Raw genomic sequence first — 12447 nt, forward strand, 5'->3', positions numbered from 1 at the left:
TGATATGATAATTTCATTTTGAACGGTCTCTTTTTGCTAAATTTGATCGCTTTCCATTAATAAGGATACCTATGAAAGAAACGATTGTCGCCCAAGCCACTTCCATTGGTCGGGGGGGCGTTGGTATTTTACGCATTTCAGGTCCTCTTGCTCAGGTCGCGGCTCAGCAAGTGCTGGGCAAGCAGCTTTCTCCCCGTATCGCGAATTATTTACCCTTTAAAGATACTGATGGTTCCGTGCTTGATCAGGGGATTGCCCTTTATTTTAAATCACCGAATTCTTTTACCGGTGAAGACGTACTTGAACTGCAAGGTCATGGCGGGCAAGTCGTTTTGGATTTATTGTTAAGACGAATTTTACAAATCGAAGGGATTCGTTTGGCAAGACCCGGCGAATTTTCCGAACAAGCGTTTTTAAACGATAAATTGGATTTAGCACAGGCGGAAGCTATTGCCGATTTAATTGACGCTACCTCAGAACAAGCTGCTCGTTCGGCTTTAAAATCTTTACAAGGCGAATTTTCTAACAAAGTAAATGCGTTGGTGGATTCTGTGATCTATTTGCGCACTTATGTTGAGGCGTCGATTGATTTTCCTGATGAAGAAATTGATTTTTTGGCAGATGGAAAAATTGAAGCGAATTTACGCAGTATTATTGCACAGCTTGACGGTGTGCGCCGTGAGGCAAAACAAGGCTCGATTTTACGCGAAGGAATGAAAGTGGTGATTGCAGGTCGCCCAAATGCGGGAAAATCCAGTTTGTTGAACGCACTTGCCGGTCGTGAAGCGGCAATCGTTACCGATATTGCCGGAACGACACGTGATGTACTACGCGAACATATTCATATTGACGGTATGCCGTTACATATTATTGATACCGCAGGTTTGCGCGAAGCCGCAGATGAAGTGGAACGCATTGGTATTTCACGTGCTTGGAATGAAATAGAACAGGCGGATCGCATTATTTTAATGCTTGATAGTAGCGACACGGAAAGTCTGGATCTTGATAAAGTGCGGTCAGAATTTTTAGCAAAATTGCCAACGAATATTCCGGTTACGATCGTTCGCAATAAAATTGATTTAAGCGGTGAAGAAGAAGGATTGAAAGAAGAAAATGGCTATCCGGTCATTCGTTTATCTGCTCAAACACAAAAAGGCGTACAGTTACTCCGTGAGCATTTGAAACAAGCGATGGGTTTCCAAACCGGTATTGAAGGCGGTTTTCTTGCCCGCCGCCGCCATTTAGACGCATTAGAAAAAGCGGCGGAACATTTACAAATCGGCTTGGTACAACTTACGGAATTTCATGCAGGTGAATTATTGGCGGAAGAACTACGTTTAGTGCAGACTCATTTAAGTGAAATCACAGGGCAATTTACCTCAGATGATTTGCTCGGTAACATTTTCAGCTCTTTTTGTATTGGCAAATAAGGTCGATTAATGGCATTTTATAGTTTATGGCTGATTGCATTTGGGCTTTCTATGGATGCTTTTGCCGTATCTATTTCTAAAGGTTTGGCAATGCGTTCATTCCGTTGGGGACAAGCGATAATGATCGCGCTTTGTTTCGGTATTTTCCAAGCGGTAATGCCATTAATCGGCTATGCACTGGGTACGCAATTCAGCAAAATGATTCAAGATTGGGATCACTGGGCCGCCTTCGGGTTATTGTTGTTAATCGGTGTGAATATGATTCATGAAGGTTTTAGTAACGATGATGAGGAGACAAGCATTACTCATTTTATCAGCATAAAACGCTTATTAACGCTGAGTGTGGCAACAAGTATTGACGCTTTAGCGGTGGGGATTTCATTTGCATTTTTAAATGTAAATATCATTGATGCCGTGTTGATTATCGGTGTAATGACTTTTTTTATTTCTTTCATCGGCGTAAAGAGCGGTCATTTTTTAGGGAAAAATTTTAAAAGTAAAGCAGAAATTTTTGGCGGCTTCATATTGATGATAATGGGGATTAAAATCTTGTTTGAACACGGAGTTTTTTTACATTTTTAAATTTAATTCACTATAAATGTGCGAACTACCTCGCTTTCGATTATAATCTCAAAAATTTTGTTCTCTTTAAGGGTAAATATGTTTATTGAAAAAATGAATGGGGTGGCAAATACCAAAATTGCCAAATTTATTCTCGGTCTTATTACTGTTTCGTTCTTAGTCGGTGGTATGTCCGGTTATTTGTTTAGCTCAAATGATTCTTATGCAGCGAAAGTAAATGGTGAAACCATTTCTCAGCAAGAATTTATGAATCGCTATAATCAAGAATTTGAAGCCCGTGCGGCTCGAGAAGGCGAAGCCTTTTTAACGCAGTCCGATTCACCGGAATTTGTAAATGCACTGCGTCAAAGTTTAATCGATCGTTTGGTTGATCAGGAATTACTTCGTCAATATGCAAAAGAACTCAAATTGAGTGTAAGTGATGAAATGATTAAACGTGCGATTGTGACGGATCCTAATTTCCAATCAAACGGTAAATTTGATAATGCGCTTTATCAACAGATTTTGGCTCAAAATCGTTTAAGTTCAGATGCTTATGCCGCTATATTGCGTAGTGCGCTTACTCTTGAGCAAATGCAAAACGGTATTGCAGACAGTGAATTTGTCGTACCCGTTCAAGTAAAAGATAACGCTCAAGTCTTTTTCCAAAAACGCACGGCACGTTTAGCGACTCTCTCTCTTGCGGATGAAATGGCGAAACAAAACGTAAGCGAAGATGAAGTTAAAGCTTATTATGATGCGAACCAAAAAGCTTTTATCCAACCGGAGCAGGTTAAAGTGCAATATATTCGTATTTCCGGTGAAGAAATTGCAAAAGGTATTCAAGTGAGTGATGTCGAAATAGCGCAATACTATCAAGATAATAAAGCGCAATTTATGACTCAACGTTTAGCACATATTCAATTTCCTAATGAACAAGATGCTCAAACGGCGTACCAGGAATTACAAAATGGTGCGAATTTTGCCGAATTAGCGAAAAACCGTTCTATGGATAAAATTTCCGGTAAAAATGGCGGTGATTTAGGCTGGGTAAACGCAAATGAATTACCGAAGACTTTTGAAGAAGCGGCGACCAACTTAAAAGTCGATACTTATAGTGAGCCTGTCAATGTTGATGGCTATTTCCATATTATCCGAGTAGAAGAGCGTAAAGAAAAACCTCTCTCTGAAGTAAAAAAACAAGTAGCGGATTTAGTGCGTAAAAACTTATTAGATAATCGTTTTTATGCGATTGAAAAAGAGGTTCGGGAAAAAGCCTTTGAAGACAGTAAATCTTTAGAGACCGCAGCGCAAGTTGCCGATGTGAAAGTGTTGGAAAGTGACTATTTTTCACGTAAAAATGTGCCGGCGGAACTCAATTTTCCTAGCGTAACTTCAGCAGTGTTTGATTCTGATATTGCGAATGGCGGTGCAAATTCGGAGCCGTTAAATGTAGGTGAACAAAATATTGTGTTGGTGCGTGTATTGGATCACAAAGCAGAAGGCGTAAAAACCTTAGAAGAAGCCAAAGCGGACATCGAAACTTTCTTAAAACGTGAAAAAGCAGAGAAAGCATTAACTGCAATCGTAACGGAACTGGTAAAAGATTTACCGGCTAATCCGAATAAATTGCCTTCCGGCATTGCTTTTAGTAAAGATCAAACATTCACATTTACTGAAAATCAAGATCCTATTTTGCTCAATGGTATTTTTTCTATTCATAAACCTGAAAACGGCAAAGTGGTTTATGAGATGGTGCGTAACGCTAAAGGTGATGTAATTATCGCTGCACTCAATGAAGTAGAGCAAGGTGAATTAAATGATCAGGAATTGGCACAATTTGGTGAGCAATTACGCCAGACCGGTCAGCTTGAATTACGCGGACAATTGATGCAAGCGTTGCGTGAAAAAGCACAAATTGAAATCAATGAAGGCTTTGTCAAACAAGAAGATGAAAATTAATTTTGGGGCTGTCCTAAATAACTAGGCTAAACGCCCTTTAACCAGTTGCTTTAAATGGAAATTTGAGATTTTAAGCTGCTGTGATTAAAACGTATTCACATTCCTTTAAATAAAGCCAAATGATCTGCCCCAAAAAGTTGGACTAAATAAACCAACTAAGTTAGGGGCAGATTTTTTATGTCCTAATATACCTAAACATTTGAGCAACAAAACAAGCGGTTGAATTTTATTTCATCCTTACACAAAGATTGCATCAATTTATTTTGAAATCATAAACAGTTATCTGCCGGATTATCCAATTTAGATCTGTGAACTGCACCGGATACACGTCTTAACGCCAAACGGATCTATTCCCCCGAATGAGTCCGATACAATATTGAATTTAAACCTTTTGCTAAGTTTTTTAAATCTGAGGCAAATCATTTATTTTGTGATGTTGATCACAGTAATTTCGAGTAATCTCACTTATAGTAATTTCACATTTCTGAATGTAATAATATTGGGAGAAAAAAATGAACGAAGAAATGCAAAATAATGATGAAAATAATATTAAAAAGCTGATTGTTGGCACTATTTCTTTAGGTTGTGCCATCATATTTTTTAGCGGATTGGCTAAGGAATTGTGGGGTGGTGTTTTTGATTTTGGTAAATTAACGGGGCATTTTCCTGAGTGGTTGAAAACTTCCGGCGGAACCAGTGCGAAAGGTGGTTTTCTATTTGCATTAACCTTAATTCCCAGCGTAATGTTAGCTCTCGGCTTTATGGCTATTTTTGAACATTATGGCGCATTACTTGCAGCTTCAAAATGGCTTAGTCCCATTTTAAGACCCTTAATGGGGATTCCCGGAGTCTGCTCTATTTCACTTATTGCCAGCACACAAAGTACGGATGCGGGGAGTTCAACCACAAAATTTTTAAGTAATGAAAATAGAATAAGCCATAAAGAGCTATTGATTTTTGCTACATTCCAATTTAGTGCGGGAGCTTTTTTAACTAATTTTTTAGCATCTTTTGCACCGTTATTAATGATAACCGATAGTTTTGGCAATGTTCCTCCAATCTCTATTGCGTTATGTTTAGGAATCATTTTGCTATTTAAAGTCCTTGGGGCAAATTTAATGCGTCTTTATGTAAAAAATTTTGTGAAAGACGATGAGGTGGAAGTATGAATCCAACAAAAAATGAAACTAAATTAATTACTGATATTTTTATCGAAGGAGCGAGAAAAGGTTGGAATATCGCAATTCATAGTACATTACCTAATGTTTTAATGGCTTATGTCATCATCTATATTTTAAATACTTCAGGATTATTAAAATTATTAGGCGAATATGTCGGCTTTATTATGTCTCCTTTAGGCTTGCCCGGTGAATCTATAGCCGTATTCTTAGCAGCTTTCTTGAGTTGGGGCGGTGCTGCCGGGGTATTGGTCGCGTTGGTTCAAGAGGGTACATTAAATGCCCAGCATATTGCTATTTTATTACCTGGTATGGCATTAGTCGGCTCAACCGTCCAATATATGGGACGTATATTAGGAGTGCTAGGCGTGCCCGGTAAACATTACTTAATAATGTTTGGAATTTGCATTGTAAATGCTTATTTAGCCATGTTATTAATGAAATTTATAATTTAGAGGGAGAATATGTACGCCAAAACGGAATATATGTCCGTTGATTCTGTCGTGCCTAAATGAAATTTAATTTTGGCTATTATTGAAAAGCTATTTCAGAAATCAGTGTAGGTAAACATTGTTTATCGTTATAAGGGGTATTTTGTTTTGCCCCAAAAGAGTTAGACTAATGAACCGGCATAGTAAAGGACAACAATCTGTGAGCTTTTCTTCTTATGATGAAAGGTGAATTGCAATCAAACCTGATTTCTGATAAAAAGTGCGGTAGTTTTTAACCGCACTTTTTTCATTGATGAAAGGAAAATTCTATGGCAGAAGAAACCATTTTCAGCAAAATTATTCGTAAAGAAATTCCCGCCGATATTGTTTATCAAGATGAACTTGTTACCGCATTTCGTGATATTGCACCACAAGCCAAAACCCATATTTTAATTATTCCGAATAAACTCATTCCAACGGTAAATGATGTTACCGAGCAAGATGAAGTTTCTCTTGGTCGTTTATTCACTGTTGCAGCAAAATTGGCAAAACAAGAGGGCATTGCGGAAGAGGGATATCGCTTGATCGTAAATTGTAACAAACACGGCGGACAAGAAGTTTTCCACATCCATATGCATCTTGTCGGTGGCGAGCCTCTAGGGAAAATGTTGAATAAATAATGAAAAAATCACTAATTCTTTTAAGCGCTTTCGTTTTGGCGGCTTGTTCAAATTCCGATCCTAATTTAGTTCATACTAACACCCCGATTTTGAATGTTGCGGCTGAGCTTACGACAAATATTGAGGCAAAAGTGAGTTCAAACTCGGCATGGGTAAAAAATAAAAGCACTCAACCGATCAATGTGAATTACCGTCTTTTTTGGTATAACGCTCAAGGGGTAACCCAAGTGTGGGATCAACAGCGCGAAAGCTTGTCGGGAAATTTACATTTACAACCTCAAGAGCAAAAGGCAGTTGAATTAGCCAAGCCAACGCCTGAGAGCACAAATTACCGTCTTTATTTACAATAATTATGTCGACATTATTAATTGATCTTGAAGGCTATACGCTTACTCAGGAAGAAATCGAATTACTGGGGCACCCTCTCGTTGCAGGCGTGATTTTATTTACACGTAATTTTTACGATCGCGAACAAATTCAAGCCTTAGTAAAATCTGTGCGTGAGCGGGTGAAAAAGCCTTTACTTATAACGGTGGATCAAGAAGGCGGGCGGGTTCAACGTTTTCGTGAGGGTTTTACTCAACTACCGGCAATGCAAGCCTTTGCGGCATTATCATCCGATTTAGAACAGCAACAAAATTGGGCGCGCGAGGCAGGCTGGCAAATGGCAGCGGAAATGACCGCACTTGACATTGATTTGAGTTTTGCGCCCGTATTGGATTTAGGGCATAAATGTCGTGCTATCGGCGATCGTAGTTTTTCTGATGATGTAAAAAGTGCGGTCAATTTAGCAAGTGTTTTTATTGATGGTATGCACCAAGCGGGTATGGCGGCAACGGGCAAACACTTTCCCGGACATGGGCACGTACTGGCGGATTCTCATCTCGAAACGCCGATTGATGAACGCCCTCAAACGGAAATTTTTGCTAAAGATATTCACCCCTTCCAGCAATTAATCAAACAGCAAAAATTGGATGCCATTATGCCGGCACATGTCATTTACACCCATTGTGATAACCAGCCGGCAAGCGGCTCGGAATATTGGCTAAAACATATTTTACGTGGAAAATTGAATTTTAACGGTACGATTTTTTCTGATGATCTCGGTATGAAAGGAGCTGGATTTATGGGCGATTTTGTGACACGTAGCGAAAAAGCATTGAACGCCGGCTGTGATTTGTTGCTTCTTTGTAATGAACGTGAAGGTGTTATTCAGGTACTGGATCAATTAAAACTCAAGGAAAATCAACCGCACTTTCAACAGCGTCAAACCCGTTTGAGCAGTTTATTTAAGAAAAAATCTCTCAGCTGGATAGAACTGACGAAATCCTCACGTTGGTTAGAAAATCATAAAAAATTGACCGCACTTCAACAAGAATGGCTGGCAACCAAAGTATGATTTCTTGTCACCATTATCAAGCAGGTAGTTGTCGTTCATGTAAATGGCTTGATGTGCCTTATGAGCGGCAGCTTTCCGAAAAAATAACGAATCTTCAAACTCAACTTTCTGATTTGAAATACGATAATTTAACATGGTTGCCGCCTTTTCAATCCTCAGAAAACGCATTCCGTAATAAAGCCAAAATGGTGGTAAGCGGTGCAGTGGAACGTCCGATCCTCGGTATTTTGCAAGATCCGGATAATCCGCAAAGTGCGGTGGATTTATGTGATTGCCCGCTTTATCCTAAGCATTTTCAAGATATTTTTCCTATTCTCAAGGATTTTATTGGAAGAGCAGGGCTTGTGCCTTATAACGTGGCAAAACAAAAGGGTGAATTGAAATATATTTTACTTACGGAAAGTGCAGCAACGGGTAAATTAATGCTTCGTTTTGTCTTGCGATCTGAAAATAAATTAGCGCTTATTCGCCGTGAGTTATCAGGATTATTGGCTAAATTACCGCAATTAGAAGTCGTAAGTGTAAATTTACAGCCACAGCATGCCGCTATTTTAGAGGGAGAAAAAGAGATTTTTCTGACCGAACAGCAACTATTAGCTGAGAATTTTAATGATGTACCACTATTTATTCGTCCTCAAGGATTTTTTCAAACTAATCCGTATGTCGCTTCAGGGTTATACGAAACAGCTCAACAGTGGATAAAAAATCTGCCGGTAACTTCATTATGGGATCTCTTTTGTGGCGTAGGTGGTTTTGGTTTGCATTGTGTAAAAGCATTACAGGAAAACCGGAGCCATTCTATTGAACTTACAGGAATCGAGATTTCCGCTTCCGCTATTTTGGCCGCTAAAACATCCGCACAAAAATTAGGATTACAAAATATTAAATTTCAATCTTTAGATGCGGCGAATTTTGCGTTAAATCAGAATGAACGTAAGCCTGATTTGGTTATCGTCAATCCGCCACGCCGCGGCATTGGTAAACCTCTAAGTGAATTTCTTAACGAAATGCAACCGCGTTTTATTTTGTATTCCAGCTGTAATGCCGCCTCTATGAGAAAAGACTTACGGCATTTAACTCATTATAACGCAAGAAAAATCCGACTCTTTGATATGTTTCCACATACGGCGCACTATGAAGTGTTGATGCTGTTGGAACGAACTTCCTACTAAACTAAGGCAGGTGCATATACTTGCCTTAATTTGTCTTTTTTATACCGAGTCTCCTCATTAAATTAACGTTATATTTCTCTTATTATTTCTTTTCTAAATGCAAATAAATTCATTTGTTGAAATGAAATAAATTTTCTTTCAATTAAAAGATTTTTCTGTTTTTGAGATCTCGATCACGTTTTTTGTTTTCAAAGTGAAATAAAATAAGTTTCAATGATTGGTTATTAGATCAGAAACAAAACATAAAACTTTCATTTTGGGAGAAAACTTATGGAATTTATTACACATGGTGCGGAATGGTTTATCGGATTATTCCAGAAAGGCGGTGAAGTTTTTGTCAGTATGGTGACGGGAATTTTACCATTATTGATTTCATTGTTAGTGGTGATGAATGCCTTAATTAAGTTGATTGGTCAAGAACGTATCGAACGTTTAGCGCAACGTAGCGCCGGGAATCCTATTTCACGTTATTTGATTTTACCGGTGTTCGGTACTTTCGTATTTTGTAACCCAATGACCTTAAGTTTGGGGAAATTTTTACCTGAAGTGTATAAACCGAGTTATTACGCGGCTGCTTCTTATAGTTGTCATTCTATGAACGGTTTGTTTCCGCATATTAACCCGGGGGAATTATTTGTGTATTTAGGTATTGCCAGCGGATTAACAACCTTAGGTTTGCCTTTAGCGCCCTTAGCCGTTAGTTATTTGTTAGTAGGTATGTTTACCAATTTCTTTCGTGGTTGGATTACGGATTTTACCACAGCTGTCTTTGCAAGACGGATGGGAATTAAATTAGCGCGTGAAGTACATCTATAGGAGTAACAGTATATGTCAAAAGCACTTTATATTGAAAAAGGTCAAAGCGGCTGGGGAGGACCTTTAACTATACCGGTTGTAGCAGGAAAAAAAATTTTGTATATGACGGCAGGAACAAAGCCGAGTATTGTGGAACATTTGGTTGAATTAACCGGGTGGGAAGCGGTGGACGGTTTTAAAGATGGTGAACCGGAAAATAATGAAATAGGTATTGCAATTGTCGATTGTGGCGGTGTGCTGCGTTGTGGTTTGTACCCAAAACGAGGAATCCCTACGATTAATATTCATGCGACCGGAAAGTCAGGTCCGCTTGCCGAGTATATTGTTGAAAGTATCTACGTGTCTGCTGTAAAGGAAAATAATATTACTTTAATTGACACCGAGTTATCGAAATATGTAGCCCAAACTATTCAGGATCAACCAAAAGAAAATGTAAAAGATTATGACACAACAAAGAAAATTACCGAGCAAAGTGATGGTTTATTAGCCAAAATCGGTATAGGAATGGGGTCGGTCGTTGCTATTTTTTTCCAATCGGGACGAGATACGATTGATACCGTGTTAAAAACAATTTTACCTTTTATGGCATTTGTATCAGCCTTGATCGGGATCATTATTGCTTCAGGTTTAGGGGATTGGATCGCACACGGTTTAATACCACTGGCAAACAGTCCGATCGGTTTGGTTACGTTAGCATTAATTTGTTCTTTTCCGTTTTTATCGCCGTTTCTTGGTCCCGGTGCGGTTATTGCACAGGTTATCGGTACGTTGGTCGGTGTGCAAATCGGCTTAGGTAATATTCCGCCGCATTTGGCGCTACCGGCATTATTCGCTATCAATGCACAAGCGGCTTGTGATTTTATTCCGGTCGGTTTGTCTTTAGCAGAAGCCAAGCAGGACACCGTTCGGGTTGGTGTACCATCCGTATTGGTCAGTCGCTTTTTAACCGGGGCTCCTACGGTATTAGTCGCTTGGTTTGTATCGGCATATATTTATTAATCAATACAGAGCGGTATGAGCCGCTCTATCTACCGAGGAAAGAAAAGTAAGATGACAGTTATTTATCAAACCAAATTTACTAAAATTGGCAAATTTGCTCGTGAATCACTTGCTGAAAATATGCTTATTACCTTTAAACAAGGCGCACCGGCAGATCTAGAGGACTATTGCTTTATTCATTCTCACGGAGAATTACAGACTGATATTCAGGTCGGTTATATGTTGCAAATTGATAATAAAAATTTTCAAATTACAGCAATTGGACAAGTTGCAAGTATTAATTTGAAAGAATTGGGGCATGTTACTTGGCGTTTTGATGGCGCTAATATTGCGGAATATCCGGGAACGATTCACGTGAAAGGCAATATTCCTACAAACATTACAGAAAATACGATTTTAAGCATTATCAAAAATTAAGGAGTTATAATATGAATTCAAAAGTGGCAATCGTTGTCGGAGGCGGACAAACTTTGGGGGCTTTTTTGTGTGCGGGATTGGCTGAAAATGGTTATCGGGTAGCCGTTGCCGATTTAAGCGGAGAAAATGCGCAAAAAACGGCGGATAGTATTAATCAAAAATTGGGGCTAACGGTGGCACAAGGTTTTCAAGTTGATGCGACTGATGAACAAAGTGTTATTGCGTTAGCGAATAATGTCGATCGGGCTTTTGGGCGCAGTGATTTATTGGTTTACAGTGCAGGGGTTGCCAAAGCCGCTCCGATTACCGAATTTGGTTTGCGGGATTTTGAGTTTTCAGTACAGGTTAATTTAACAGGTTATTTCTTATGCGCAAGAGAATTTGCCAAATTAATGGTTCGTGATGGGATTAAAGGTCGAATTATTCAAATCAATTCTAAATCAGGCAAAGTTGGCAGCAAACATAATTCGGGTTACAGTGCGGCAAAATTTGGTGGCGTAGGATTAACTCAATCGCTCGCATTGGATTTAGCGGATAACGGTATTACCGTACATTCTTTAATGTTAGGAAATTTACTTAAATCACCGATGTTTCAATCTCTTATTCCACAATATGCACAAAAATTGGGTATTTCTCCTGAAGAAGTTGAACAGGTTTACATTGATAAGGTTCCGCTAAAGCGAGGCTGTGATTATCAAGACGTGCTGAATGTTCTACTGTTTTATGCCAGTGAGCAGGCTTCTTATTGTACCGGACAATCAATAAATATTACCGGCGGTCAGGTTATGTTTTAGGTTTCCCCGTTTTCTTTCTTAATGTAAAAACGTTCTCAACGCTCTTTAACTAAATTTTGCTTACTTCTATTTGCTATTTCTAAGGTAAAAATTCGGTCAAATGATTTATGTCGGTTAAAGAGCGGTTGTTTTTTGAGTCGTTTTATCTACTGAATAAATATAATAGAATTTTGCGATAAATATTTTATTCCGCTCAAAATAAATTACAAAATATGAGATAATCCTATGGTAAATGCAACCAATTCGCTTATTTTAATTGCCATTATTGCTTGGATATTGCAACTTTTGCTTGGCTGGTGGCAGATTTCTCGATTTAACAAGGCGTTTTCGTTGCTATGTCAGCAGGGGAATGTGGGAATCGGTCGTTCTAAGGGGCGATTTAAACCTAAAGTAGTCATTGCCATCGCGTTTGATCAAAACAATCGTGTTGTAAATTCGTTTATTATAAAGGGATTCAGTGTTTTTTCTGCTCCTCAAACGATTACTTCACTGCAAGGATTATTGCATAGTGAAATTATTCCTGAGCGGGTTTTTCCGCATAGTAAAGCATCGCAAGATGCACTAGAGGAAGCAATCCGGTTGCAATAGTCGCGACTATTACGGATGTT

General features: G+C 38.8%; 14 protein-coding genes. All 14 read left to right on the plus strand.

All coding sequences use genetic code 11. From position 1 onward, the window contains the following. Positions 1-71: 71 nt before the first annotated feature. The 14 genes from mnmE to gutM all read left to right on the plus strand — a co-directional run bounded on the left by mnmE (position 72) and on the right by gutM (position 12427). Positions 72-1430 carry a tRNA uridine-5-carboxymethylaminomethyl(34) synthesis GTPase MnmE gene (mnmE, locus tag IHV77_RS10195; RefSeq protein WP_194811844.1) on the plus strand — a complete coding sequence of 453 codons (1359 nt, stop codon included), beginning with the start codon at positions 72-74 and terminating at the stop codon, positions 1428-1430. A gap of 9 nt (positions 1431-1439) precedes the next feature. Then, complete coding sequence (locus IHV77_RS10200) at positions 1440-2012, plus strand: manganese efflux pump MntP (protein WP_194811845.1); 573 nt, start codon at positions 1440-1442, stop codon at positions 2010-2012. Positions 2013-2090: 78 nt separating this feature from the next. After that, positions 2091-3953, plus strand: a complete 1863-nt coding sequence (gene ppiD, locus IHV77_RS10205; protein ID WP_194811846.1) for a peptidylprolyl isomerase — start codon at positions 2091-2093, stop codon at positions 3951-3953. A gap of 512 nt (positions 3954-4465) precedes the next feature. Next, the gene (locus IHV77_RS10210; protein ID WP_228550012.1) at positions 4466-5122 is read left to right on the plus strand and encodes a nucleoside recognition domain-containing protein; all 657 of its coding nucleotides are present in this window, start codon (positions 4466-4468) and stop codon (positions 5120-5122) included. Continuing rightward, positions 5119-5586 carry a YjiG family protein gene (locus tag IHV77_RS10215; protein WP_194811847.1) on the plus strand — a complete coding sequence of 156 codons (468 nt, stop codon included), beginning with the start codon at positions 5119-5121 and terminating at the stop codon, positions 5584-5586. The genes IHV77_RS10210 and IHV77_RS10215 overlap by 4 nt, the downstream gene beginning before the upstream one ends. A 305-nt stretch (positions 5587-5891) precedes the next feature. Continuing rightward, on the plus strand, positions 5892-6242 hold the full coding sequence (gene hinT, locus IHV77_RS10220) for a purine nucleoside phosphoramidase (protein ID WP_194811848.1): 351 nt from the start codon (positions 5892-5894) through the stop codon (positions 6240-6242). Beyond that, the gene (locus tag IHV77_RS10225; RefSeq protein WP_194811849.1) at positions 6242-6592 is read left to right on the plus strand and encodes a DUF1425 domain-containing protein; all 351 of its coding nucleotides are present in this window, start codon (positions 6242-6244) and stop codon (positions 6590-6592) included. The genes hinT and IHV77_RS10225 overlap by 1 nt, the downstream gene beginning before the upstream one ends. Before the next feature lie 2 nt (positions 6593-6594). After that, positions 6595-7641 carry a beta-N-acetylhexosaminidase gene (gene nagZ, locus IHV77_RS10230; protein WP_194811850.1) on the plus strand — a complete coding sequence of 349 codons (1047 nt, stop codon included), beginning with the start codon at positions 6595-6597 and terminating at the stop codon, positions 7639-7641. Then, a complete protein-coding gene (gene rlmC, locus IHV77_RS10235; RefSeq protein WP_194813278.1) occupies positions 7638-8813 on the plus strand; it encodes a 23S rRNA (uracil(747)-C(5))-methyltransferase RlmC in 1176 nt (391 codons plus the stop codon). Before nagZ ends, rlmC begins: the two co-directional genes overlap by 4 nt. Positions 8814-9083: 270 nt before the next feature. Continuing rightward, positions 9084-9629 carry a PTS glucitol/sorbitol transporter subunit IIC gene (gene srlA / locus IHV77_RS10240; RefSeq protein WP_194811851.1) on the plus strand — a complete coding sequence of 182 codons (546 nt, stop codon included), beginning with the start codon at positions 9084-9086 and terminating at the stop codon, positions 9627-9629. Positions 9630-9641: 12 nt separating this feature from the next. After that, positions 9642-10628 carry a PTS glucitol/sorbitol transporter subunit IIB gene (gene srlE, locus IHV77_RS10245; protein WP_194811852.1) on the plus strand — a complete coding sequence of 329 codons (987 nt, stop codon included), beginning with the start codon at positions 9642-9644 and terminating at the stop codon, positions 10626-10628. 51 nt (positions 10629-10679) lie between these two features. Then, positions 10680-11045: a PTS glucitol/sorbitol transporter subunit IIA gene (gene srlB / locus IHV77_RS10250; RefSeq protein ID WP_194811853.1), complete on the plus strand. Its 366-nt coding sequence runs from the start codon at positions 10680-10682 to the stop codon at positions 11043-11045. Between the two features lie 11 nt (positions 11046-11056). After that, positions 11057-11839, plus strand: coding sequence for a sorbitol-6-phosphate dehydrogenase (gene srlD, locus IHV77_RS10255; RefSeq protein ID WP_194811854.1), 783 nt, complete (start codon positions 11057-11059; stop codon positions 11837-11839). A gap of 225 nt (positions 11840-12064) precedes the next feature. Further along, positions 12065-12427, plus strand: coding sequence for a transcriptional regulator GutM (gene gutM / locus IHV77_RS10260; RefSeq protein WP_194811855.1), 363 nt, complete (start codon positions 12065-12067; stop codon positions 12425-12427). Positions 12428-12447 lie beyond the last annotated feature (20 nt).

The sequence above is a fragment of the Rodentibacter haemolyticus genome (assembly GCF_015356115.1).
Taxonomy (GTDB): Bacteria; Pseudomonadota; Gammaproteobacteria; order Enterobacterales; family Pasteurellaceae; genus Rodentibacter; species Rodentibacter haemolyticus.